Origin of the sequence: Hydrogenophaga intermedia (genome assembly GCF_000723405.1) — a bacterium.
GTDB classification, from domain to species: Bacteria; Pseudomonadota; Gammaproteobacteria; order Burkholderiales; family Burkholderiaceae_C; genus Hydrogenophaga; species Hydrogenophaga intermedia.
In genome coordinates this window covers 79577-101774 of sequence record NZ_CCAE010000007.1, presented here as the reverse complement: position 1 = coordinate 101774, position 22198 = coordinate 79577, and the positions used below count along the sequence as shown (strand labels likewise).

The window sequence follows — 22198 nt, the reverse complement described above, 5'->3', positions numbered from 1 at the left end:
TTCAGAACACGCCCGTCGAAAACGGGTTCTTGCTCGGGATGGCGGGAAAGCCGCCGTAGTTGTCGAGGTTGTCGAAGCGCGACTGGCAGGTGGCCGTGCTGTGATCGCAGCCAACGGTCAGCAGCACTTCCGCGCCGGGCTCGATGGACACCGGATAGAGCAGCTCCACACCGCTTCCGTAGTCGCTGATGATCATGTGGCGCGCGCCATCGGGCGTTTGCAGCCAGCCACCGGCCAGTCCGCCGCTGACGCTGCCGGGCACACCGCGATCGAGTTCCACGTTGCGGCCATAGACGTCGAGGACGAAGGCGCTGCCGGTGATCGGCGATGCGCCGCAGGCACTGGAATACAGCACATGGGAACACTTGCGGCTGTAGAGCCTGCGCAGGCCAATGCGCTTCAAACTGACCTGCGCGGATTCGCAGCGGATGCGGGCTGCATCGGCGTCGATCTCGACGCCCAGCACCCGGCCCATCCAGCGTGTGCCCGACAGCCACCAGTAGTCGCCCCAGGTGTCGCGCCGCCCGATGCGCAAGGTAACCGAAGTGGTGTCGCCGGTCAGCGAGGCCGCGAGCAGGTGACGCACCAGATCGCAGCTCGGCGGCAGCTTGAGTTCCAGCGCCGATTTGGCGGCTTCAGCCCCCAGCGCCAGTTCGTTGCGTTCGATGGACAGGCTGGTGTACGGCGTGCCGTCGAGATCGACATCGAATTCGTGCGGGGTCAGAAAAAACTGCGCGTTGCTGCTGGAGAAGGCGTACAGCTCGACTTCCATCAGCGGTTGGTTGCTCATACGGCGTACTCTCCATACGTTTGGCGGTCGTTACCGCGCGGCTCGGGCAACTGACGCGCAGTCAGCGCGATCTCCAGCAGCGTCGGGCTGTGCCAGTACAGGTCGATGGCGTCGTGGTCGAGGCGGCAGCGCGCAAGGCGAATCACCCGGCTGCCTTCGGGCACCCAATCGTCGAGGCCGGAGCGCAGCACCAGTACGCCGCCCTGATCCAGATGACAGGTCGCCGTCAGCGCGTACTGCTGATAACCGTCCGGATGCACGATCAGGCAGGCGGCAGGACGATGCCAGAAGGCGGAGAGGTCTTGGCCCTCCACCCGCAGAAAACCGTCCTCGGGATCGGCCTCGAAGCGCACCCACAGGATCGGAGCCAAGCCATCGGGCAGCCAGAAGGCGTTCAAGCGGCCTTCGGTTTGCCACAGACGCTCGCGCCAGATCGCGATGTCCTCGGGCGTGCTGGCCAGATAGCGGCGCTGGAAGGTGGTGGTCGGCCACGGATCGTCACGGCGCAGCCACGGATCGGCAGGCGAAAAATCCTGCCGGGTGATCGTCGCTTGCGCGCCAACCGCCGGATCGTCACGCCAGTTGCCATCGGGCCAGACCGGCAGATCGTCGAGCCACGGGTCTGCCAGCAGACCGGTATCGGGTGGCGGCGCGGGTTCGACCTGCGCCACCACCGTGCCGCCGACCATGCCCGGCACCCACTGGGTCAAATCCGCCGGATCGACGGCGCGGCCCCACACCAGCGGCATCACGCTGCTCCCAGTTCCGGCGGCGCGCGCCAAGGGTTCCGCTAGCCACAGCACCTCGCTGTCGATGCTGTTCAGGCGCACTTGCTGCCAGCCATCGGGGGCGATGAGCAGCGCGAACACGTCGGCCTCGTTCCAGCCCTCGATGCCATTCCACGTCAGCCGCAGATCGGCGCTGGCCGCCACGAAGTGCCGCCAGTCCGCGTCGGCCACATCCAACGCAAAGGCACCGGCTTCGGCGCTGGCGGTCAGCGGCACCGCGTACTGCGGCAGAGGCCACCACGACGCCTTGCCCAGATGATCGGCCAGCCAGTCGGCGACCAGCGCATCGGTCGCCCGTGCGTGGCCGACGTGGTAGCTCAACGAGCGCCGGGGCACCTTGCGCCGCGCCTGCCGCGATTCATTGCCGCTGGCCAGCCGCGTGACGCTGGTTTGCCACTCCAGCCGTTCGACCAGCGCTTCAGACCAGTCGTGGCGGAAGGCGAACACGCCGTGCTGCGCGTCCGGCCACGGCGCATCGCCGAAGGCATCCATGCCAGTGGCAACGATGGCGCTCGATGCCGTGTCCCGGCGCAGTACCTCGACCACGAACACCGGCCCGACCAGCGGTGGCCAGGGGCGCGCCAGCGATTCCACCAGCCAGTGAGCGGCCTGATCCGGCGGCCACGGCGCGCTGGCGGTTTCTGGCGTGAAGGTGGCGACAGCGCTGCCTGCACCGGCACGCGACAGCACTTCGCCGAGAACACGCGATGCTTCGTTGCCCGGCGCGGGCTGGCTGCCGGTTTCGGCGATGTGCGCCGCAACTCTCCGGTCGGTCATGCCGCACCTCCCTGTGCGGCACCCTGATGGGCAGCCTGCGGCTGTGCAAAGCGCCGATCCTGTCGTTTTGTCACGCCGACTCCACGCCGAACTCGGCGGCATTGAAGGCGCTCTCCGTCCACTGCACATTGCCGTTCGGATTGCGTTCGAATAGTGCGCATTGCCACGCCTGCTGTTCCTGCAGGATCACCTCGGCGCTCGAAGCGGTCTGTGCACCACTGACCACCAGCCCTTTCAGCTTGCCGAGGCCCGCATCGGTCTTGCGCGAGAGCATCGTCAACTGCACGCCAAAGATCGCGGGCGTGGCCATCACCGGCAGCGGCTCGACATCGAAGGACTGGCGCAGTCCGGCGCTGGGTGCGCTGATGAAGGTGGATTCATCCTCGTCACTGACGGCCTCCCAGGCATTCACGCCGGACGGTGTCACCGTCCACTGGTTCAGGCTGCCCGCGCCGCTGGCCTGCAAGGCATCCACGCGGACGTCGCCCAAGAAGGTGTTGTTGATCGTGCCCGTGGTGTCGGCGATGTAGAAGTCGTCGACGTCGATGGTCAGCGGGCAATACTGGCCGGGAATCGCGCCGAGAAACGCCGTGAGCAACTGCCCGCCGCCCTGAATCGTGTTCTGCGCGCTCATCTGGATGGCGAGCACGCCGTTCAGTCGCACCGACAGCACGCCATTGCTGGTGCCTTGCGTCACCTGCAGTTCGACGTAGTGCCAGCCGCGCGCCGGGGCGGTGCTGACCGAGGTGGTGATCAACTGCTCGTAGCCATACTGCCAGCGGTAGAGCTTGAGCCTGCCGTCCTCGCCGATCTTCACCAGATGCGCGATCTGCGCGTTGGCGTCGCGCACGCCCAGCAGCAGCGGCTCGGTGTAGGTGTTCTCATAGGCCACGACACGAATGGATGCGCCCACGATCAGACTGGTCTTGGTGGCGTCCAGATTCTTGACGTAACCACCGCCCGACCCTTCGGGCAGGCGCAGCGCGAACGATGAAGGTCGCCGCCCCTGCTCGCGGGTGGCCTGTGGCGAGAGGTAGGCCGCCTTGCCGCGCGCCAGCCACGGTTGGCCGTAGTCGTCCAGCGCTTGCGGGTCGTAGTGGTCGAAGCCATCGATGAACAGCAGTGCCATGAGAGGCTCCTTGGATTTCAGTTCTGCAGCGCCGAGCGAATGGCCCGCGCGTTGCGCCCGATGATGTTGACGATGACCCGCTCGCCTGCCGGTGTTTGCAGGTGGTCGTGGGTGACGCCGGGATCGATGGCGTTGACGATGCGCACCGCCTGATTCATCTGTGGCTGCGTGGGCGGCACCTTCACCTCCGGCACGAGGCCGCCTGCCGCGAAGGCCAGTTCGCCGCCTTTGAAGCGCGGCCCGATGGACAGGCCGTTGAGCGAATCGAGAAACGCCACGCCAACCTGACGCACGGCGGCGGCGCGCACCACGTATTCGCCTGCCGACAGCCGCGCCGGAATCGAATCGCTGGTCGCCGTGCCCGCGCCCGACACCAAGCCACCGGCGGCAAACTTCTTCACCTTGCCCAAGAGCGCCATGACGGCGGCGACCATCGCTACCATCGCAGCAATCGCCAGCCCCGGGCCGACGATGGGGATCGAGGCCTGCGACGCCGCCGCACCGGCACCGGCCTTGGCGGCATCCATCGACACTTCCGCCGTGGTCTGGGCCGATTTCTGGGCGAGCGTGGTGGCGCTGGCGGCGGCATCGGCCACTTGTTCCTGCTGGATGAAACCGAGCTTGAGCGCCAGCATTCGTGCCTGCATGGCGATCCACTGCTGGAAGGGCTGGATCACGATCTGTTGCAGGAAGGCGTCGGCCACCTGCTGGAACAGGCCGGCCATCGCACTGCGCCAGGTCTGCGCGCCGGTGATCATGCCGCTCAGTGCGCTGCCAAAACTCTCACCGATGCGGTTCCACAGCGGAGCCATTTCATCGACGACCAGACGCGTGCGCGCCAGCTCGTTCTTCCACGCTTCGACGCGCAGCACCGCATCCGGGCCGATGGCCACCGCCGCCTGCTGCATCGCGGGCAAGAGTCGCTCCATCTCGGTGGCCGATTGCCGTTGCAGCGTCACGATCTGCTGGCGCGCCTGCGCTTCGGTCAGCAATCCGGCCTGCTGCTGGATGCCGATGGCCTCCTGCGCATTGCGCAGACGCTCGGTGACTTGACGCCATTGGGCTTCCAGCGCGGCGAGGTTGGCCTGCGCTGCTTTCACGTCGATCAGCCGATCCACCAGCGACACGCCGTCGGTATCGCTTTCCGCCGCCAGCCGTGCCCGCAGATCGCGGTAGCTGCGCGCAATCGCCGCCTGCCGGTCGGCATCCGTTGCCGTGCCGGTGATCTGCGCCAGTTCCTCACGCGCCTGCGCCAAGGCATCGGCCAGTTCGCGCTCGGCCTGCGCAGCCTTGCGGGCGTTGGCCTGCTCGATGTCGGCGCGGTGGTTGTTGAGGACGATCAGTTCAGCTTCGGTCTTGGCAACCTCCGCTTGGGCCTTGAGGCGGTCGTTTTCTGATTTACCGCCCGTGGCCGTCTGTTGGCTGCGCGCCAATTCCTGCTGTTTGCGCGCGATTTCGGCATCGAGTTCGCGCTGTTCCAGCGTTTTTTTTTGCGCGTAGTAGTCGCGCACCGACACCAGACGATCTTCCAGTGCCGCATCCAGCGCGGTCTGCTCGCGTTGCAGCTTGTCCTTGAGCAAGGCGAGTTCCGCATCCAGCCGTGCTTTCAGCAGCGTGGTTTGGGCACCCGAAGTGTCCTGCGCGGGCTTGGGCCTCGCCATGCGCGCCAGCAGCGTCGGATCGGCCTGAATCTGCGGCGCTTTGACCTCGATGGGCTTGGGGTCGAACAGGCTGTCACGGAACTCGGCCAGTTCGTCGAGGCGCTGGATCAGGCTGCCCTTGAGGTCGGCGATGATGGCCTTGGCCCCAGCGGTGTTGCCCTTGAGGGCTTCGACCGCTGCCGCCACGCCCGCGCCGATGGCCTCGCCCAAAGCGACGAAGGCCTTGCCGACGGTGGCCGCGCCCAGCGCCAGAGTTTTGAGCACCAGCACCACGCCATCCAGAATCGCCCGCAGCGTGCCGCCTTCCTTGGCCGACTCGACCATGCCCAGCGCCATCTCGTTGAGCGCGGGCAGAAAAGCGGTCATCACCTGCGTGCCGATACTGGTGGTGGCCAGTTTCACCTTGTCCAGGGCATCGTTGAACACCTCGGCCTGCGCGGCGGATTCGCCGCTCATCTCGATTCCGAGCGAGCGCAGCTCGTCGGTGAGTTCGTTGATGCCGTCGCGCCCCTGATTCAGGAACGGAATCAGCTCGGCTCCGGCCTTGCCGAAGATCTGCACCGCCAGCGCCGATTTCTCCGCGCCATCGGGCATGGCTTTGAAGCGCTCGGCCAAATCGAGCAATACGGCATCGGTGCCGCGCAGCGTGCCATCCTGATTCTTGAATTCGACGCCCACCGCCTTGAAGCTGTGCGCCGCATCTTCGCCGCCGGTGGCGGCATCGACCATCGTCGTGGAGAGCTTGCGCAGCCCCTTCTCGAAGGCTTCGCTCGACACTCCGGCCTGTTGGGCCGCCGGGTTCCACAGCGACAAGATTTCTACGCTGATGCCCACGCGCTGGGACATCTTGGATAGCTCGTCTCCGGCATCGATGCTGGACTTGACCAGCGCGACCATGCCCGCCGCCGTCACTGCCAGTCCCAGATTGCCGAGCATGCCGTTGACGCTCTGCGCAGCCGAGGCCAGCCCGGACAGCCCGCCCTTGACGGCATTGAAAGCCGCTTGGGTCTGGTTGACGGCGGTGATGAGGATTTGCGCGCGGTTGCTTGCCATCAGAGTTTGTCCAGTTCCTGTCGAATCGCCCGCGCCAAGGCAGGCAGTGTGCGTTGCACGCTGCCGCCCAGATCGAGGCGGCGCTTGAGATCGACGCGCTTGACCAGCACGGCTATCGGGACTTCCTGCCCGCGTTTGATCTGCTTGGTGCCCGTGCGGCCGCGTTCGGCGCGTTTGAAACGAGCGAGCTGGCTACTGTTTTCGGCGCTGTTTTCTGCCATCAACAGCACGCGGCCGTCTTTCTCGATGAACCAGGCATTGCCCGAACGCATCAGGCCGTCGATCACTGCCTTGAAACGTTTGGGGCCGATGCGGCCCGGCAAGAGCGGAATCAGCAAATTGCCGCTGACGGTGCCGCCGCGTTGGTGGATACCCAGCCACGGAATCTTGCTGCCCACCCACAGCGCGGGCAGCTCATTGGGCTTCTTGTCGAACAGCTTGGTGCTCATCGAAAACGCGAAACTCGCGCGTTTGATCGTGAAAGCACGGCGCATCTCGGCCCGCGCCGCTTCGCGCACCTCACGCCCGCCGCCTTGCATCCCTTTGGCCACCGCCGCCCGGATGGCGCGCTGGCGCTCGAGACTCCACGCCGACAACTGGCGCGGATCGAGCAAGCCGGAGGTGGTGAGCGTCAGGCGCATGGCCTCACTCCTTCGAGAGATCGCGTTGCAGTTGTTCGATGGAACGCTTCTCGCCCTGTGCGGCGACGGCGACCACGCCGACGAGTTGCGCCAGACGCTGGCGTTCCAATTCCCCTTCGATGCGCAGAAAGGCCAAGGCCTGCGGCACGCTGTAACCGAACACGGCGTGCAGGTCGTGCCCGGCGTGGATCAGGCGGGCGACGGCGCTGTCCCAAGCGTGCGGATCAGCGGAGCCAGCTGATCTGCCGAGCGGGCGATGCCTGGCACCACCCGGCGCACGAAAAAATCCGCATTCACCTCGAACACGGCGGCGGCCAGTTGTACGGCGTCGTCCAGCGACAGGTCGTCGATCCACGCCCGCTCGCGCCGGGTGGTGAGCGCGAGCAGTTCCAGCACGCCGTTGCCGTGGCGGGCCAGCAAGTCCAGCCAGTCGGGTTCGGCGCTGATGGCGTCGGCAAAGGGCCGCACCACGGCCAAGAGGCGCGGCAGCTCGCCCAGACGCACGGGCGTCAATTCCAGTGCGCCGCAGGAAATCTGAACCACCACCGGCGCAGGCGGAAAGGTTTGGAAGTCGGTCATCGTCGCCATCTCCGCGAGTGTCGTCACAGCAGCACCAGACGACCGAACTGGCCGAGATCGCCGCCGACCGGCTTGGTGAGGTCGGCCAGTACCTGACCCGATAGCTCGAACTTCAGCAGTTCATCCGTGATGATCGACAGCTCCTTGGCCGGGTTGATGGCCACGCGGTAGAGATCGATCACCACCTCGCGGTTGCCGTCGGCGGTGTTCAAGCCCTCGAAGCGAATCCAGCGCTCGGGCAGCGGCTGGGTGAACATCGCCGTGCTCTGCGCCGCGCCGTAGGCGTAATCGACGGTGAAAGGTTCGGTGTACGGGCCGCCGGTGGTGGCATCCAGAATCACCAGCGAGCCGTGCTTGGCGTTGACGCTGTACTGGGTGTCAGGCAGCAGATTGGCATCCGCATCCTGGATCTGGACGGCGGAGACGTTTTGCAGCGCCAGTGGATACAGGCTGCCGGGCGTGACCGGGTTGGGCAGCAGCTCGCCGGTGACCGTGCCGGGCGTGATCGTGGTCGTCGTGCCGTAGAGCGCGAGCGCCAGATTGGTGGCGATCAGTTCTTCCAGCGTGCAGGCGAATTCGCCTTTCTTGGTCTTGATCAGCTGCAGGTCGGTCAGGCGCTGGCCCGACTGCGCTTCCTGATGCTCGATGGTGTCCACCGACAGCGACACCTTCAGCTCCGGCACGTTGCCGACGAAGGTCAGTCCGGCCGGGTTGCCGAGTTCATCGCGCGCGCCGATGTAGACGCGGCCTTGTCCAGAAAAGTAAGCCATGGTCAGTCTCCTCGGGTAGTGCCGGACGTGGCATCGCGGCGATTGGGTTTGAAATCGGCGACAGGCGCGGCAGCCTTGGCCACGCCCTGCGCGATCAGCCAGCGGGCACTGGCGTCGTTGAGTTCAATTCGGTCGCCCACGGCGTGGCGTTTGCCCGCGTGGGTGTGCGGTTTGATCAGTTCGATGTGCATGGAAAGTTCATCCTGTTTGGGTGAGATCGAGGGCGTGGGTGCGGTAGCGGACTTCGTAGCGGGCGGGCAGCAGGACGGCACCGGCATCGGCGTCGTCGACGTCCCACTCGCAGTCGATTTCGCGCACGGCAATCGCCAGCCCGGAGAGATTCGGGTCGGCCAGAAAGGCCGCGTGCGCCGCCACCAGCGCCCGGTCGGCGACGTCGAAGGCATCCGTTCCACGCGCCACTACGGCGAGCCGGACGATCAACAGCCGGTCGACGAGGTGGTTGGCGTGGGCGGCAATGCTGTCGCCGTCGACAAACAGCAGCAGCGCGGGACTGGCCTCGCGGGTGACCGGAACGGCGGGCATGCGCAGCACCGGGATCGGTGCAATGGCAGATGACAGGCGCGCGACCACTTCCCGCAAGACGCGCTCGCGGACGGAGTTCATCGTGGAATCCTCAAAGTTGGGAGAGCGAAGCGCGACGCTCGGTGCCGTCGCCGATGGCGCGCACGTCGCGCACCTGATAGGCCGCGCCCGCAACCTCGACGGTGTCGCCAGCGGCCAGCGTCAGCCACGCCGCCGGATAATCGAGCTGGTAGTCGCGTGACAGCGCGAAACCATCGAGAACGGTTTCATCCGGCGCACGAAAGCCGCAATGCACCACCGGACCGCCCGCCACCGTGACGGCGGTGAGCAGCCCGGCGTTGCGCGCGGCCTCATAGAGCGTCGTGACGTCCATCAGGCCGAGGTCAGCTTGATCAGCACGCCGGGGCGATGGCACATCGGCAGCGGATTGCTCTGCGTGTGCAGATCGGTGCCCCGGTCGAACTTGCGCGGCTCCTGCTTGGCGTACAGCGGCTGGCCCAGCGTATTCACCGTTTCGTTGAAGTCCGCCGGTGCAAAGTAGGTGGCGAAGGTGTCCACCGTGCCCAGCGGGAAGGCATGGGCCTCCCCGGCGGCGATGAAGCGGCGCGTGCCCAGCGTGCCGTCGGCCTGCACGTAGGACGCCTGACCCCGGTACTCCTCGAAGGTGATGCCGCTGTAGTTGAAGCCTGCGCGCATGTCGTTGATCAGCACCGCGCCTTGCTGCCAGTTCTGGTAGGCGGTCTTGACCTCCTTGTGGGTGGTCAGCGCGCGGAAGAACTCTGGCGAACACAGTACGTGGATGCCGGTGGAGAACTCGCCCGCAAGGCCCACTTCCATCAGCCCCAGCAATTCCAGGCAGGCGCTTTTGAGCTGGCCGTTGTCGGTGGCGGTGGAGAACTCGAAGGGCACGCTCTGCGCGCTGATGTCGAACTCGTCGAACAGATCGACCAGCGTGCTGCCGTCGGCGTCGAGGATTTCACCCTTGAGCGCGCCCATGCGCAGGTGCTCCAGGGTGATGGCGTGCTTGTTGCGCATCGTCTCCAGATGACGCGCCATCACGCCGCCGATGGCCTCCATCTCGGTTTCCGAGCCGAAGGCGCGCAGGCCTTGCACTTCTTCCGGCAGCACCACGTCGTCGTGCGGGATGTGCGGGATCACGAAGGAGCGCAGCTTGCGCTGGCCACGCTCGCCCACGGTGCCGGGTGAACCCGGCGCACGGGTCGGCAGCAGGTTCAGACGTCCGGCGAATTCCTCGACGAGGATCTGTCGGGTGCGCACAGGCCGGGCCGGAAACAGGTTGAGTTGTTCCAGCCGCCCGTAGCGGTTGGGCAGCAGGTTGATGGCGGTGGTGAGGCTGGCCATCGAGAAGCCGGGGTTTTCAAAGGGGTTTTGCATTTGGGTTCTCCAGAAATGACGAAACCCGCCAGCGGCGGGTTTTAGCGGGGATGAGGTGATGCGTTAGCTCAGGCGCTGTCGCGTACCAGCACGCCGAGGAAGGTCAGATGTGCTTCGGCGGCAGCTTTCTGCGTGGGCGTGATGCCGGTCGGCCAGATGAGCGCGCCGCGCGCGACGATGGCGTGACGGGCGATCAGGATCGCGTCGTCGCGGTCGATCAGCGTGGCGTCCACGTCGTTACCGAGCACACCGATGGCGATTTCGCTGCCGTCCGATGCACCGGGATCGAAAGCCTTGAGCTTGGCCGTGGCGGTATCGCGGCCCACCACGGTGCCGAGGGCGAGGTTCTGTGCGGCGGCGACGGTGTTGGTTTCACGCGAGTAGAGATTCGGCGCTTCGTACTTGAGCACGTCACCGAGGTTCTTGGGCTGGGCAATGGCAGTCATGGCTTACTCCTTGTGGGCGAGTTTCTTGGCGGCGGCCACCACCGGGCTGTGCTCGGGATGCAGTGACGTCCCGGCGTCGGCAGTGATGCGCGAGGCGATTTCCGGCTGCTCGGCACGGGCGTCGAGCAAGGCGCGGCGCACCTGCGCTTCGGACAGACCAGCAGAGAGGAACTCCGCCGTGCGTTGCGGTGTACCTGCGATCAGGCAGAGTTCGGCAATGGCCTGTGCCTGGCCGATACCGGTGGCACGCGCTTGGGCCAGCGCAGCGCTGGCGGCAGGCGTCGGTTGCGGATCGCTTGCGGGTTGCTGTGGCTCGTCCTGCGAGGCGGGATCGATGGGATCGAGCGCGTCGTCGTGTTGCGGGTCATGGTCGGTCATGGGGTTCTCCAGGGTGAATGAACGGCTTTGGGTCAGGGCTGTGGATGGCAGGCTCAAAGGCGACGCGCGCGCCAGCCCCGGCTGCACCAAGCGGCGTTGCGATGCCAGCGCTTCGGCAAATTCGGTGAGCACCTGATCGAGCGGCAGCACCGCATCGGCAAGGCCTACCGCCACCGCCTGATCACCGTGGAACACAGCGGCTTCGGTGGCGCGCACAGCGTCTGCATCGAGGCCGCGCATCGTGGCAACCTGATTCACGAACAGGTCGTAGAGCCGATCCACTTCGGCCTGCAGCACCGTGCTGGCCTGCGGACTCAAGGGCTCGTGCGGCGAGAAGTCGTTCTTGTGGCCACCGGCGTAGACGGCGGTGTAGGAAATGCCGTCCTTGGCATCTTTCACTGACTGATCGACGTGCAGCGCGATCACGCCAATCGAACCGACGCCGCCGGTTTGCGACAGCGTCAGGCGCTGGCAGGCGGCCGCGATGGCATAGGCCGCCGAGTACGCGGCATCGTTGGCGTGCGCCCAGATCGGCTTGATGGCACTGGCGGCGCGAATGCGTTGTGCCAGTTCGAACACGCCACCGGCCTCGCCGCCGGAGGAATCCAGATCGAGCAGGATGCCGCCGATCTGCGGGTCGGCCAGCGCCGCATCCAGCCGGTCGTCGATCTCGTCGTAGGACATGAGGCCAGACGCGGCCTCGATGCCCATCGCCCGTTTGACCAGCGTGCCCACCACTGGGATCACGGCGATGCCCGTCTGCGCCGATGGAACTGACTGACGTGGCGCAGGCAGTGCCATGTCCAGATCGGGCAGGCTCTGGGGGAGCAAGCCAATGCGCGAACCCAGCACCGACAGGATCACGTCGAGTTTGGGGCGCGCGATGAGCAGCGGCGTGCCGTAGAGGCGCGACGCCAGATGGATGAGGGTCATATCAATCGTCCTGTGGATCTTGCGGTGGTGCGACGGGTTGCGTGCCCACCGCTGCAATTGGTTGTTTGTCGTGACGCGGGTCGGAGTCGAACACCAGCCCGAGTTCGTCCGCACGCTGGTTGTCGGTGGCGATTTCGCGGTCGATGTCCTCGGCGTCGTAGCCGAAGGCCGAGATAGCTTCCGAGCGCGACAGCAGCCCTGCGCGAATGGCCGTGAGCATCGCGTCGAATTCCTTCTTCGGATCGACCCACTGCCAGCCCTGCGGAATCCAGCGCGCCGACAGGTAGTCGCGCTTGTTCTGGTTGAACTGCGGCCATGCCAGCGCGCCCTCCAGCGCCGCCTGTTCCATCCACGCGCGCCAGATCGGGCGGCACAGTTGGTGCACGATCACGTTGTGCTGGATGGCTTCGCAGCGGCGACGAAACTCCAGCAGCCCCGCGCGGATCGACGAGTAGTTCACCTGCGTCAGATCGCCGGTGAGCATCTCGTAGGTGATGCCCATCGCGGCGGCCACCGCCCGAAACTGCATCCGTAGGAATTCGGCGTAGCTCGCGCCGACGTCGGCGGGCTGGCTGAATTTCACATCCTCGCCCGGCTCCAGAATCTGCATCGTGCCGGGCTCCAGTCCCGCCATTGCCGCGCCATTGGCGTCCGGCAGCCCTTCGCCCATCAGGTTGTCCTCGGGCGAAAGGCGCGTGATGAAGCCCGCGAACATCGCGGCGGTTTTCTTGCGCACCAGTTCGGCGTCGTCGTACTGGTCGAGTTCGTTGAGCTTGACCAGCGCGCGGGCGAGCCACGGTTCACCCCGGATCTGGCCGGGACGCAGCGGGCGGAACAGATGGACGATCTCGCTGGCCGGAACACGCACGGTGTCGAGGCCGCCCACCCAGCCACCGGTACCCGACATCGGGGCCATCGAACCGTCACCGGGATGCGAGCGGTACAGGTGGTAGGCCGTGCGCCGCCCAAGCCGGTCGAACTCGATGCCCGCGCGGATCACGTTGCCCGACGGCAGCTCCTGATTGAGCGTGGTCGGCAGGTGCTCCGGTTCGAGCAACTGCAATTGCAGCCCGACCGGCAGGCCGTCCTCGGGGCGACGGTAGCGCAGTCGCACCAGACACTCGCCGCCTTCCAGCATCGCCCGGCAGGCCAGCGCCTGCAGGCCATAGAAGTCGGTCAGGCCCGCCGCATCGGCTTCCTCACACCAGTCCCACCACAGGCTGTGGATGGCCTCGCGCAGCGCGTTGTCCGCCACCATCGACTGCGGCTTGATGCCGGTGCCGATGGCATTCGACACGAAGGCCTCGACGCCTGCCGCCGCCCATGCATTGCGCCGTACCAGATCGCGGCTCTTGGCACGCAGCTCGTGCTGGGTCGAAGCCAGCGCCGCCACTGCGCCGGGGTTGCCGACCTGCCACGCCAGCGAACGGCGGCCACCGCCGATGCCGTCGTAAAACGGGGTGCCAGCCAATAGACGCACGCCGACGCGGCGGCGTATCCGGTCAAACCACTGCATGTTCAGAACCCCTTGCCGGTGGTCACACGGATCTGGCGCGGTGCACCCGGCCACAGGCCCGTGGCGGCGGCCTGCTCGAACAGGTTGCGTTTGACCGCCTCGATGGCTGCCATGAGTTCATCCACGCTGCGGTACTCGACCGTCTTGTCGCCGAAGGTGACGCGCTTCTCGCCTTTGGCGAGCGCGGCTTCGAGCGCATCGAGTTGGGCTTGTGTGTAGGCCATCAGCGGTACACCGTGAGGTTGATTTCGTCGGCATCGGTCGCCGCCGTCGGGGACGCGCAGCTCACATCGAGCACCTGCGCGGTTTGGGTGTCGCCGCTGGCGCGGACGATGCCGAGGCGTTGCAGCCCGAGAATGTTCGGCGTCTTGAGGGCGACGGCCATCCAGCTGTAATTGGCGTTGGGCATGGCGCTGGCGAAGGTCACGCGGTAGCGGCCCGTACCCAGCCGGGTGACGCTGGCGACGTTGTGCGCAGCGCGGATCACCACCTGATTGCTGACGTAACCGAAACACACCCACGCCTTGGCCACGCCCGGGTGGCTGGCGTCGATCTTGGTTTTGACCTCCTGCCCGATGCGGCTGGCCAAGGCGGTGATGCGGGTGGCGAGGCTCATCAGACCAGCGCGCCTTCGAACACGGCCACGAAGTCGGTATCGGTGTCACCCACGTCGCTGGCGGCCACCGCGCCGATGTTGTTGCGCGCCTGGGCCTGCTCGGGTGCGGTCAGTGTCTGCGCGGCATCGAAGCGCACGCGGTTGTTGACGGCGGCGAGCAGCGCATCCAGACCGCTGGTGCCGTTTTGCAGCAGTTGCTGGATTTCCACCAGCGTGTCGTAGGCCGCGTCGGCACCACCCAAGATTTCGGCTTTGAGTGCATCGAGCAGCGCGACGATCTTGGACGACGAATAGGTAGTGGTCGTGGTGATCTGCGCGTCGTCGATGGCACCGGACGCGGCAACGGCGGCCTGCAATTCATTGATGGCGGCGACCAGATTCGACTTGTCGGTGGTGGTCAGGTTGGCGAGGTTGCCGGTTTTGGCGCGCACGTCGTTGAATTCCTGCGCGACGCGGATGACCAGCGATTCGATACGGGTGGTGAGGCTCATGATGGCTCCTTGGGACAGTGGGTGGTTCAGCCCAGCCAGCGGCTTTTGATGACGCGCCGACCGGGGTTGCGGTTGCCAGAAACAGCGAGGCCACCGCTTGGGGTGGCCTCAACAGGTGATTCGATTTGTGAATCCAGGGGTGGCGGACTGGCCATCCCCAGTTGTCGTTCCAGTTCGCGCCAGTGGCGCTCCTCGAAACGATCCAGCCCTGCGGCCGCCGCAGCGGCGCGGGCATAGACGTAGCAGTCGAGCGCTTCGTTGCGCTCGCGCATCTTTTGCCATTCGCGCACCGGGAAGCCGTTGCGGTCGCGGCGGGTGATCAACTGCTCGGCGCAGAGCTGCTGGATGAACTCGGCATCGATCTTGGGCAGGTGGACGAAGCCTGCGGGGAACGTCGTGGTGACGCCGTCCTCGCCGACGTTGGCCGCCTTGCGCAGGTTGTTGTAGAACTCCAGCTTGGCGATGCCGACCGCGACCGTGAACACCTTGATGCCCCGGCGCAGCCGCTTGCCGCCTTGGCTCATGTCCACCGCCGTCGGCGTGCCGATCAGCGCCGCGCCACGCGCCGCGCCCTTGACCGGCATCACCCGTGCATCACGGCAAGCGCGCACGAAGGCATAGGCTTCCTGCGTCGCAAAGCCAGTGTCCAGGGCGAAACGTGCCAGCGGCATCGACGCGCCGGAGGCGTGCGTCCAGTGCTCGGCAAGCATCGCAGCCAGCGCTTTCCACACCGTGTCGCGGGCGGTGTCGCCCATCAGCACGCGGTGCTCGATGAGCCACGCTTCCTTGCCGCGACCGAAGGCCCAGATCGAGGCTTCGATGCGATCCTTCTGCACGTCCGCGCCACCGACCAGCAGCAGACCACCTTGCGGCACGTTGCCGATGCGGTAGTCCTCGCGGCGTTCGACGAGGCGTTGCCAGTCGGGCGCTTCGCCTTCCTCGACCCACGTCTCGCCGAGTTCGGTGTTCTTGAAGGTCTTGATTGCCGCCGCTGATCCGGATTCCTTGCTGACGGCGGCTTCCCATGCGGCGGCGATGTCGCGCCAGGAGCGCCAGCCCACCGGGCTGTAGAGCGAGGACAGGTGGAAGCCTGCCGTCTTGCCCGTGCCCTCGACCATCTTTCGCCATTCGCCGTGTTCGAGCATCCACGTCTTGTGATGCTCGGCAATCGCGGTGTCGCAGGATTCGCAGACGTAGGTCGCCGTCTCCGGCGCGCCCTTGTCCCAGCGCAGCTGCTCGAAGCGCAGCCACTGCCGGTGCGAGCAATGCGGGCACGGCAGGAAGTAGCGGCGCTGGTCGCTGGCCTCGTATTCGCGCTCGATGGACGAGGCTCCGGCAATCGTTGGCGTGGAGACGATGAAGATTTTTCGCCGCGCGAAGGTGCGCGTGCGCGCCTCCGCCAGCGAGATCGCATCGCCTTCGCCCTCGACGTCCAGCGGATAGCCGTCCACCTCGTCCAAGAACAGATACCGCACCGGCATCGAGCGCAGGCCGACGGCGCTGTTCGCGCCCGTCATCACCAGCACGCCGCCGCGAAACTCCTTCGCCAGAATCGTGTTTCCCGAATCGCGCGAGCGCGCCGGTGCGATCAGTTCGGCCAGCACACCGGACTCCTCGATCAGCCGATCGATGCGTTGCTTGCTGTTGCGCTTGGCCATCTCCACCGTCGGCCACACGGCCATCATCGGCCCCGGCGCATGGTGGATGACGTAGCCGATCCAGTTCGATCCCATCTCGGTCGCGCCGAGCTGCGCGGCCTTCATGAACACCACGCGCTCGACCGGCGAGGTCGGCGACAGGCAATCCATGATGTCTTTCAGGTACGGCGTGCGGCTGGTGCGCCAGCGTCCCGGCTCGGCGGATGCCTTGCTGGATAGCATCCGGTGGCGATCCGACCATTCCGACACGGTGAGCAGCGGATCGGGCGTCAAGCCTTCGCGCCACGCGCGTGCGATCTCGGCAGCGCCTTCGTAGTCGATGTCCATCAGTCCACGCGCGGGCGCAGATCGCCCAGTTCCTGCAAGTGCTCGCGCACGGCGGCCTCCAGCGCGACGTGCATCGTGTGCGGATCGACCGCCAACCGCGCCGCCATCTGCGCCGACACGCGCGCAGGCCAGTTGAGCCACGCATCGCGTTCGGCGCGCGCCAGCTTGAAGATATGGGCGATGGCCTGATTGCGGTCGACCAGTTCGCCCTTGAGCCGCGCCAGCCGCACCTTGTTGGTCTGCGCCTTGACCACCTCGTTGACGGTGCGGGCCTGAAGCAGCGACGCGCCACCTGCGGGCAATGCACCCTGGCCGTCGCCCGCAGGCGCGGGTTCGGGCGGAACCGCCACACGCACGGGCTTCGTCCGCGTGCCGCTGCGCGGCGCTTCGGTATTGCGCGCCCACTCCGCATCGGCGCGTTCTGGATCAACGGTTCCGTCGGCCTCCGGGGTGATGCGACCAGTCGCGATGGCCTTGCGCACCGCCGCGTCGGAGACGCCACGGTGGCGCGCGTAGGCGCGAATCGAGAGTCCCATCGGCACCTTCTTCAATCATTTTTTGGATGGCTCCTGTGCGAGCAGAAAGAGCTTGGCTTCCATCGGGAACAGCGCGTTCATCACGATCCCAATCAACCACTGCAAAGGAGCAGACCATGAGCACCACGCAACTCACCCCGGCCCAGCACGCCATCCTCGCCAAGGCCATCAACACCAGCGGCGGCAAGATCGAGTGGTTTCCCGACAACATCAAAGGCGGCGCGCGCACGAAGATGCTGGAAGGCATGTTCAACCGCGCCCTGATCACGCCCGACGGCAAGGATCGCAAGGGCTGGCGCGTCGCCGCCGAGGGCTACGACGCACTGGGCATGCCGCGCCCCGGCAGCCAGCCCGCGAAGGCCTTGCCTGAAGTCGATCCCGAACTGGACGCCGCCGTCACCGCCGCCGAAGCGACGTGGGCCAAGGGCGACAAGCCCGCGCCGCGCAGCCGCGAGAACAGCAAGCAGGCCGAGGTCATCCGGATGCTCCAGCGTCCGGAAGGCTCGACCATCAATCAAATCTGCGCCGCCACCGGCTGGCAGGCGCACACCGTGCGCGGCACCTTCGCCGGAGCGTTCAAGAAAAAGCTCGGTCTGACCATCACCTCGGACAAGGCGCAGGGCGGCGAGCGCGTGTACCGCGTGGCGTGATCGAAACGGCGAGGAAGCCAAGCAGAAAGAGCTTGGCTTCCTCGGCGCACAGCGCGTTACTACAAGCATCGCAACGCAGCCACCAAGGAGCACGAAATGAGCAACGACACCAACATCCCCGCCACCCGCAACGAGGGTTGGGGCTTCTGGGGCACGATGGGCGGATACGCCAGCATCGCGTGGCCCTTGGCCATGAACGCCGTCGCCAATGCCACGGGCGAGGACTTCGACATCGTCCGCGCCTTCCTCGACAGCCGCTACGGACGCCACTTCGCGGACGAAGTCCACAACGGCCTGTTCGACGGCAAGAGCATGCAGGACGCCATCGACGCGGCCACGCAGCAGTGGATGGGTTGGACGATTAGACGCCAGACCAGCCGCGACTACGGCATCCCGCGCGGTCTGCCCTACCTGACGGGCTTCGTGATTCACTGCGCCATCAGCGAGGAACTCGCCGCCTGATCGTCGAACGGCAGGCCATCGGCCACGCGAATCGCCTGCTTGCCGCTCCAGTCCTGCCACCGCCGCACGATCACGTCGGCGTACTTCGGATCGAGTTCGATCAGGCGCGCAACGCGCCCGGACTTCTCGGCGGCAATCAGCGTCGTGCCGGAACCGCCGAAGGGGTCGAGCACCACGTTGCCCGGACGGCTGGAATTGCGCAGCGCGCGTTCCACCAGTTCCACCGGCTTCATCGTCGGGTGCAGGTCGTTCTTCTGCGGCTTCTTGATCTGCCACACGTCGCCCTGGTCGCGGTCGCCGCACCAGTGACGCTCGCCGCCTTCCGGCCAGCCGTAGAGGATCGGTTCGTACTGGCGCTGGTAGTCGGCGCGGCCCAGCGTGAAGGTGTTCTTCGCCCAGATGATGAAGGTCGACCACTTGCCGCCCGCCGCGCGGAAGGCCGATTGCAGTGTGTCCAGTTCGCTGGACGACATCGCCACGTAGATCGCGCCACGGCAGTGCGCGACCATCGGCGTCAGCGCCGCCAGCAGGAAATCGTGGAAACCATCGCCGAGGTTGTCGTTCAAGATCGCGCGATCCTTACCACGCAGTTTGTCTTTCGCGCTGTTGGCGTAGTTGACGTTGTACGGCGGATCGGTGAACACCATGTCCACGGCCTCGCCATCGAGCAGCGCCTCGTAGCTCGCGGCCACGGTCGAATCGCCGCACAGCAGTCGGTGCGGGCCGAGCTGCCAGACGTCGCCGGGCCGTGACACTGGCGTTTCGCCAACATCCGGCACTGCGTCCTCGTCGGTCTGGCCCTCGTTGACCAGCTCGTCGCCCGCCAGCAATTCGGCCAGCGCATCGGCGTCGAAGCCGGTCAGGTCGAGGTCGAAGCCTTCGTCCTGCAAGCCTTCCAGTTCGACGCGCAGCAATTCTTCATCCCACCCGGCGTTCTCGGCGATGCGGTTGTCCGCGATCACCAGCGCGCGACGCTGCGTTGGCGTCAGATGGTCGAGCACGACTACCGGCACGGTGTCGAGGCCGAGCTTCTGCGCGGCGGCCAGTCGTCCATGACCGGCGACGATCACGCCGTCGCTGCCCGCGAGGATGGGGTTGGTGAAACCGAACTCCACGATGCTGGCGGCGATCTGCGCCACCTGCGCATCCGAATGCGTGCGCGCGTTGCGAGCGTAGGGCACGAGCTTCGGCGTGGGCCACTGCTCGATCTTGTCGGCCAACCAGTTCATGCCGCCACCTCGACTTCGCGTTCGGCGGCGACCTCGTCGAAGCTCTGGCCGGTGGCCAGCAGGGTGATGGCGGTGTCGGGATGGTTCTGCCGGAAGCGCCGGATAGCGACATCGACGTACTCCGGCGCGATCTCAATGCTCCGGCAAATGCGACCGGTGCGCTCGGCGGCCAGCATCGTGCTGCCGCTGCCACCGAACGGCTCGAACATCACATCGCCCTCGGTGGTGAAGGACTCGATGACGAACTGCGGCAGTGCGACCGGGAACACGGCGGGATGGTCGATGCCTTCGCCGATCTTCCCTTTGTGGCGCATGACGCGGATCACCGAGTCGGGGATGCGCATGTCCTGCGTCGGCTGGCCTGCGTGCGTCCAGCCGTTGACCTCGCCATCCTTGCCGCGCATCGCGGTGGACGAGCCGTCTGCGCGCAGGTGCGTTTCCTGCCCGGCGAACTTGCAGGGCACGATCTTGTTCGGCTTGCGGCTGGCGCGGTTGAAATGGAACACGAACTCGAAGCTGGGCGCGAGACGGCCCTGCCAGTCGCCGGGCATTCCCGGCCCCTGATCCCAGACGTACCAGCCGAAGCGCCGCCAGCCCTGCGTGCGCATCCAGCCGAGCCACGCCTCCCAATACGGGACGAACTCGTTGTCGCGGTGGATCAGGCCGAGGTTGACCAGCACCTGGCCGTCGTCGGCCATCGGCAGGCGCGCGAACACGCCGCGCATCAGGCCATCCCAATCGGCGATGCCACCGGAGGTGTAATCGCGCTGGTTGCCGTAGGGCGGCGACGTGAAGCACAGCGCCGCGCGCTCGTCCGCCATCAGCGTGGCAACCACATCGGCATCGGAAGCGTCGCCGCAAATCAGGCGATGCGCGCCGATGGCCCAGACGTCGCCCGCGCGGGACACCGGCGTGGCCGGAGCATCAGGCACTTCGTCGGCGTCATCCCTGGCGTCGTCGTCCTGCGCCTCGGCGTCGGAGGCCTCCTCGTCCGCGAGCAGAGATTCCAGTTCGGTGGCATCGAGGCCGGTGAGCGCGAGGTCGAATCCTTCCTGGGACAGCTCGGCCAGTTCCAGCGCCAGCATCTCCTCGTCCCAGCCCGCGTCCAGTGCGAGCCGGTTGTCGGCGATGACGTAGGCGCGCTTTTGCGCCGAGGTCAGGTGCGCCAGTTCGATGACCGGCACATCCGCCAACTCCAACTTGCGCGCGGCGGCCAGACGCCCGTGGCCCGCGATGATGCCGTTGCCGCCATCGACCAGGATCGGGTTCGTCCAGCCGTACTCGACGATGCTGGCCGCGATCTTGGCGATCTGCGCGTCGTTGTGCGTGCGCGGATTGCGGGCGTAGGGGATCAGCGTCTCGACCTTGCGGTACTCGACGTTCAGAAGGTTCAAGGGTTCGGGTTCCAGAAAAACGAAACCCGCCGACGGACGATGCCGTTGGCGGGTTGGAGTGAAGGGTGCGAACTGGACGGGGTGCGAACCTGCGAACCGTGCGAACCTTGGTTCGCACCCTGACGCTAGGAAAGCGTCGCGCTCGCGCCCCCCGCATGGGTTATTCCGCAGGAAGGGCCCATTTCGCCTCGGGAGCGTGGCTTTGAAGCGACTGTGGCTTCTTCGTCACTGATCCCGAGCATGGACTGAATACTACGCTCGGGAGCCGGTTTTTGTTGCACGCTCAAAAACCGCTGATGCCCGCCGATGCACTCGCATTGCAGACCACGCGCGCCAAATCACGCCAAATCACTACGCGACGACAACGCCATTGAGCTGCTCGGCGACCGTCTGCAAGGCGCGCTGCCAGCGCCGCCATGCCGTCGTGCGGTCGCAGGCGAAGCGGATGGTGATGTCGCGCCAGCCGTACCGCTTGGCGCGCATCCACACCAGATGCCGTTGCTCGACCTCCAGCCACTGCACCCACTTCATCGTCTCCAGCATCCGGTCGATGGCGTCCGGGGTCGGAGGAAACGGTCGGTAGACGTGCTCGTCGGCGGCAAAGGCTTCCCACTCCTTGCGCACGATGATCGGCCACGTGTTGAAGTAGCCCTGTACCCGCACGGGTGGCAGGCGACGCCCGGTGCTGGCCGCTTCCTCGAAGCGCGCCGCCACGTCGTCAATCGTCCACGAGGTTCGACGGTCAGCCATGACGTGTCCCTCCGTAGAGCCGTTCGCCGAGGCGACGGATGAACTCCCGCTCGATGAAGTCGGGGCGTTCGTCGGTGGCATTGACGACGAGGATGTGCTGGTCGCGCCAGCCGCGTTGTTTCATCGCTTCGAGGTCGGTGGTCTCGGGCTGGACGCGGGCCAGCGGACAGCGATAGGTGGGCGTGGGAATCTTCATCTCACACCTTCCGTTCCAGATCGTGCTGCGCGATGGCCCAGTGCAGCAGCGCCAGCGCGTCGGCCTCGTTGTCGTCGGACGGGGCGTGACCGCGCGCGCGGACGGCAGCGATCACGTCCTCCTTGCCTGCGTTGCCTTTGCCCGTGGCGTGCTTCTTGATCGTGCCGACCGGCACGCCCTGATACGGAATCTGGTGGTGCTCGCACCACGCGGTGAGGGTGGCGAGGAAGCCGCCGTAGGCGTGCGCCGCATCGGTCGAGACGTGGCGGCGCACCTCCTCGAAGTGCAGCGCGTCGATGCCGCTGGTCGCGGCCTTCAGTTCCGTGAGCCACCGCTTGAAGCGCAGGAAGCGCATCCCGCCGCCTTCGAAGCGTTGCGGGCGGAAGCTCTCGGAGCCGCTGGTGATGTGGCCATCGCTGCCGCGCAGCGCCCAGCCGGTGGTGGTGCCCAAGTCGAGGGCGAGGATGGTGGTGGTCATGGTTGCGTTCCT

General features: G+C 66.3%; 27 protein-coding genes. 2 read left to right on the top strand and 25 right to left on the bottom strand.

Annotated elements, in window-relative coordinates:
• Position 1: 1 nt before the first annotated feature.
• The 20 genes from BN948_RS07120 to BN948_RS07030 all read right to left on the bottom strand — a co-directional run bounded on the left by BN948_RS07120 (position 2) and on the right by BN948_RS07030 (position 17027).
• Complete coding sequence (locus tag BN948_RS07120; protein ID WP_009518721.1) at positions 2-790, bottom strand: DUF2163 domain-containing protein; 789 nt, start codon at positions 788-790, stop codon at positions 2-4.
• A complete protein-coding gene (locus BN948_RS07115; protein ID WP_009518722.1) occupies positions 787-2355 on the bottom strand; it encodes a hypothetical protein in 1569 nt (522 codons plus the stop codon). The genes BN948_RS07120 and BN948_RS07115 overlap by 4 nt, the downstream gene beginning before the upstream one ends.
• A 70-nt stretch (positions 2356-2425) precedes the next feature.
• Positions 2426-3484: a hypothetical protein gene (locus tag BN948_RS07110; protein ID WP_009518723.1), complete on the bottom strand. Its 1059-nt coding sequence runs from the start codon at positions 3482-3484 to the stop codon at positions 2426-2428.
• 17 nt (positions 3485-3501) lie between these two features.
• The gene (locus BN948_RS07105) at positions 3502-6198 is read right to left on the bottom strand and encodes a tail protein (RefSeq protein ID WP_009518724.1); all 2697 of its coding nucleotides are present in this window, start codon (positions 6196-6198) and stop codon (positions 3502-3504) included.
• Complete coding sequence (locus tag BN948_RS07100; protein WP_009518725.1) at positions 6198-6839, bottom strand: DUF6441 family protein; 642 nt, start codon at positions 6837-6839, stop codon at positions 6198-6200. The genes BN948_RS07105 and BN948_RS07100 overlap by 1 nt, the downstream gene beginning before the upstream one ends.
• 4 nt (positions 6840-6843) lie before the next feature.
• Positions 6844-7002, bottom strand: coding sequence for a hypothetical protein (locus BN948_RS27000; protein WP_009518726.1), 159 nt, complete (start codon positions 7000-7002; stop codon positions 6844-6846).
• A 26-nt stretch (positions 7003-7028) separates the two neighbouring features.
• Complete coding sequence (locus BN948_RS07095; protein WP_009518727.1) at positions 7029-7418, bottom strand: DUF6631 family protein; 390 nt, start codon at positions 7416-7418, stop codon at positions 7029-7031.
• A 23-nt stretch (positions 7419-7441) separates the two neighbouring features.
• The gene (locus BN948_RS07090; RefSeq protein ID WP_009518728.1) at positions 7442-8188 is read right to left on the bottom strand and encodes a phage tail tube protein; all 747 of its coding nucleotides are present in this window, start codon (positions 8186-8188) and stop codon (positions 7442-7444) included.
• A gap of 2 nt (positions 8189-8190) precedes the next feature.
• Positions 8191-8379 carry a DUF7210 family protein gene (locus BN948_RS07085; protein WP_009518729.1) on the bottom strand — a complete coding sequence of 63 codons (189 nt, stop codon included), beginning with the start codon at positions 8377-8379 and terminating at the stop codon, positions 8191-8193.
• A 7-nt stretch (positions 8380-8386) separates the two neighbouring features.
• Positions 8387-8812, bottom strand: coding sequence for a hypothetical protein (locus tag BN948_RS07080; RefSeq protein WP_009518730.1), 426 nt, complete (start codon positions 8810-8812; stop codon positions 8387-8389).
• A 10-nt stretch (positions 8813-8822) separates the two neighbouring features.
• Positions 8823-9104 (bottom strand): head-tail joining protein, encoded by a 282-nt coding sequence (locus BN948_RS07075; RefSeq protein ID WP_009518731.1) that lies wholly within the window; start codon positions 9102-9104, stop codon positions 8823-8825.
• Positions 9104-10126, bottom strand: a complete 1023-nt coding sequence (locus tag BN948_RS07070) for a major capsid protein (RefSeq protein ID WP_009518732.1) — start codon at positions 10124-10126, stop codon at positions 9104-9106. The genes BN948_RS07075 and BN948_RS07070 overlap by 1 nt, the downstream gene beginning before the upstream one ends.
• A 68-nt stretch (positions 10127-10194) precedes the next feature.
• Positions 10195-10572: a head decoration protein gene (locus BN948_RS07065; RefSeq protein WP_009518733.1), complete on the bottom strand. Its 378-nt coding sequence runs from the start codon at positions 10570-10572 to the stop codon at positions 10195-10197.
• A 3-nt stretch (positions 10573-10575) separates the two neighbouring features.
• Positions 10576-11883, bottom strand: a complete 1308-nt coding sequence (locus BN948_RS07060) for a S49 family peptidase (protein WP_009518734.1) — start codon at positions 11881-11883, stop codon at positions 10576-10578.
• Position 11884: 1 nt separating this feature from the next.
• Positions 11885-13399 carry a phage portal protein gene (locus tag BN948_RS07055; protein ID WP_009518735.1) on the bottom strand — a complete coding sequence of 505 codons (1515 nt, stop codon included), beginning with the start codon at positions 13397-13399 and terminating at the stop codon, positions 11885-11887.
• A gap of 2 nt (positions 13400-13401) precedes the next feature.
• Complete coding sequence (locus BN948_RS07050) at positions 13402-13623, bottom strand: phage head-tail joining protein (protein ID WP_009518736.1); 222 nt, start codon at positions 13621-13623, stop codon at positions 13402-13404.
• Positions 13623-14015: a hypothetical protein gene (locus tag BN948_RS07045; protein WP_009518737.1), complete on the bottom strand. Its 393-nt coding sequence runs from the start codon at positions 14013-14015 to the stop codon at positions 13623-13625. Before BN948_RS07045 ends, BN948_RS07050 begins: the two co-directional genes overlap by 1 nt.
• Complete coding sequence (locus tag BN948_RS07040) at positions 14015-14506, bottom strand: hypothetical protein (protein WP_009518738.1); 492 nt, start codon at positions 14504-14506, stop codon at positions 14015-14017. Before BN948_RS07040 ends, BN948_RS07045 begins: the two co-directional genes overlap by 1 nt.
• 26 nt (positions 14507-14532) lie before the next feature.
• Positions 14533-16491 carry a phage terminase large subunit family protein gene (locus tag BN948_RS07035; protein ID WP_009518739.1) on the bottom strand — a complete coding sequence of 653 codons (1959 nt, stop codon included), beginning with the start codon at positions 16489-16491 and terminating at the stop codon, positions 14533-14535.
• The gene (locus BN948_RS07030; RefSeq protein ID WP_009518740.1) at positions 16491-17027 is read right to left on the bottom strand and encodes a hypothetical protein; all 537 of its coding nucleotides are present in this window, start codon (positions 17025-17027) and stop codon (positions 16491-16493) included. Before BN948_RS07030 ends, BN948_RS07035 begins: the two co-directional genes overlap by 1 nt.
• Before the next feature lie 116 nt (positions 17028-17143).
• Between BN948_RS07030 and BN948_RS07025 the strand changes: the two genes are divergently transcribed.
• On the top strand, positions 17144-17677 hold the full coding sequence (locus BN948_RS07025) for a DUF3489 domain-containing protein (protein ID WP_009518741.1): 534 nt from the start codon (positions 17144-17146) through the stop codon (positions 17675-17677).
• 96 nt (positions 17678-17773) lie between these two features.
• Positions 17774-18139, top strand: coding sequence for a hypothetical protein (locus tag BN948_RS07020; protein ID WP_009518742.1), 366 nt, complete (start codon positions 17774-17776; stop codon positions 18137-18139).
• Here the strand turns inward: BN948_RS07020 and BN948_RS07015 are convergent.
• The 5 genes from BN948_RS07015 to BN948_RS06995 all read right to left on the bottom strand — a co-directional run bounded on the left by BN948_RS07015 (position 18106) and on the right by BN948_RS06995 (position 22186).
• Positions 18106-19368, bottom strand: a complete 1263-nt coding sequence (locus tag BN948_RS07015) for a site-specific DNA-methyltransferase (RefSeq protein WP_009518743.1) — start codon at positions 19366-19368, stop codon at positions 18106-18108. The two genes, BN948_RS07020 and BN948_RS07015, sit on opposite strands and share 34 nt — an antisense overlap.
• Entirely contained in the window at positions 19365-20762 is a 1398-nt protein-coding gene (locus BN948_RS07010; protein ID WP_009518744.1) for a site-specific DNA-methyltransferase, read from the bottom strand. The genes BN948_RS07015 and BN948_RS07010 overlap by 4 nt, the downstream gene beginning before the upstream one ends.
• Positions 20763-21113: 351 nt before the next feature.
• The gene (locus BN948_RS07005; RefSeq protein ID WP_009518745.1) at positions 21114-21512 is read right to left on the bottom strand and encodes a DUF6362 family protein; all 399 of its coding nucleotides are present in this window, start codon (positions 21510-21512) and stop codon (positions 21114-21116) included.
• The gene (locus BN948_RS07000; protein ID WP_009518746.1) at positions 21505-21708 is read right to left on the bottom strand and encodes a hypothetical protein; all 204 of its coding nucleotides are present in this window, start codon (positions 21706-21708) and stop codon (positions 21505-21507) included. Before BN948_RS07000 ends, BN948_RS07005 begins: the two co-directional genes overlap by 8 nt.
• Before the next feature lies 1 nt (position 21709).
• Positions 21710-22186 (bottom strand): crossover junction endodeoxyribonuclease RuvC, encoded by a 477-nt coding sequence (locus BN948_RS06995; RefSeq protein ID WP_009518747.1) that lies wholly within the window; start codon positions 22184-22186, stop codon positions 21710-21712.
• Between the last annotated feature and the right edge of the window lie 12 nt (positions 22187-22198).

Coding starts and splice junctions, on each gene's coding strand:
- BN948_RS07075 (WP_009518731.1), bottom strand. CDS start 9,104: ATGGACGTCACGACGCTCTATGAGGCCGCGCGCAACGCCGGGCTGCTC.
- BN948_RS07020 (WP_009518742.1), top strand. CDS start 17,774: ATGAGCAACGACACCAACATCCCCGCCACCCGCAACGAGGGTTGGGGC.
- BN948_RS07090 (WP_009518728.1), bottom strand. CDS start 8,188: ATGGCTTACTTTTCTGGACAAGGCCGCGTCTACATCGGCGCGCGCGAT.
- BN948_RS07035 (WP_009518739.1), bottom strand. CDS start 16,491: ATGGACATCGACTACGAAGGCGCTGCCGAGATCGCACGCGCGTGGCGC.
- BN948_RS07100 (WP_009518725.1), bottom strand. CDS start 6,839: ATGCGCCTGACGCTCACCACCTCCGGCTTGCTCGATCCGCGCCAGTTG.
- BN948_RS07005 (WP_009518745.1), bottom strand. CDS start 21,512: ATGGCTGACCGTCGAACCTCGTGGACGATTGACGACGTGGCGGCGCGC.
- BN948_RS06995 (WP_009518747.1), bottom strand. CDS start 22,186: ATGACCACCACCATCCTCGCCCTCGACTTGGGCACCACCACCGGCTGG.
- BN948_RS07085 (WP_009518729.1), bottom strand. CDS start 8,379: ATGCACATCGAACTGATCAAACCGCACACCCACGCGGGCAAACGCCAC.
- BN948_RS07015 (WP_009518743.1), bottom strand. CDS start 19,368: ATGAACTGGTTGGCCGACAAGATCGAGCAGTGGCCCACGCCGAAGCTC.
- BN948_RS07055 (WP_009518735.1), bottom strand. CDS start 13,399: ATGCAGTGGTTTGACCGGATACGCCGCCGCGTCGGCGTGCGTCTATTG.
- BN948_RS07115 (WP_009518722.1), bottom strand. CDS start 2,355: ATGACCGACCGGAGAGTTGCGGCGCACATCGCCGAAACCGGCAGCCAG.
- BN948_RS07060 (WP_009518734.1), bottom strand. CDS start 11,883: ATGACCCTCATCCATCTGGCGTCGCGCCTCTACGGCACGCCGCTGCTC.
- BN948_RS07080 (WP_009518730.1), bottom strand. CDS start 8,812: ATGAACTCCGTCCGCGAGCGCGTCTTGCGGGAAGTGGTCGCGCGCCTG.
- BN948_RS07110 (WP_009518723.1), bottom strand. CDS start 3,484: ATGGCACTGCTGTTCATCGATGGCTTCGACCACTACGACCCGCAAGCG.
- BN948_RS07040 (WP_009518738.1), bottom strand. CDS start 14,506: ATGAGCCTCACCACCCGTATCGAATCGCTGGTCATCCGCGTCGCGCAG.
- BN948_RS07000 (WP_009518746.1), bottom strand. CDS start 21,708: ATGAAGATTCCCACGCCCACCTATCGCTGTCCGCTGGCCCGCGTCCAG.
- BN948_RS07050 (WP_009518736.1), bottom strand. CDS start 13,623: ATGGCCTACACACAAGCCCAACTCGATGCGCTCGAAGCCGCGCTCGCC.
- BN948_RS07030 (WP_009518740.1), bottom strand. CDS start 17,027: ATGGGACTCTCGATTCGCGCCTACGCGCGCCACCGTGGCGTCTCCGAC.
- BN948_RS07025 (WP_009518741.1), top strand. CDS start 17,144: ATGAGCACCACGCAACTCACCCCGGCCCAGCACGCCATCCTCGCCAAG.
- BN948_RS07065 (WP_009518733.1), bottom strand. CDS start 10,572: ATGACTGCCATTGCCCAGCCCAAGAACCTCGGTGACGTGCTCAAGTAC.
- BN948_RS07120 (WP_009518721.1), bottom strand. CDS start 790: ATGAGCAACCAACCGCTGATGGAAGTCGAGCTGTACGCCTTCTCCAGC.
- BN948_RS07095 (WP_009518727.1), bottom strand. CDS start 7,418: ATGACCGACTTCCAAACCTTTCCGCCTGCGCCGGTGGTGGTTCAGATT.
- BN948_RS07105 (WP_009518724.1), bottom strand. CDS start 6,198: ATGGCAAGCAACCGCGCGCAAATCCTCATCACCGCCGTCAACCAGACC.
- BN948_RS07070 (WP_009518732.1), bottom strand. CDS start 10,126: ATGCAAAACCCCTTTGAAAACCCCGGCTTCTCGATGGCCAGCCTCACC.
- BN948_RS07045 (WP_009518737.1), bottom strand. CDS start 14,015: ATGAGCCTCGCCACCCGCATCACCGCCTTGGCCAGCCGCATCGGGCAG.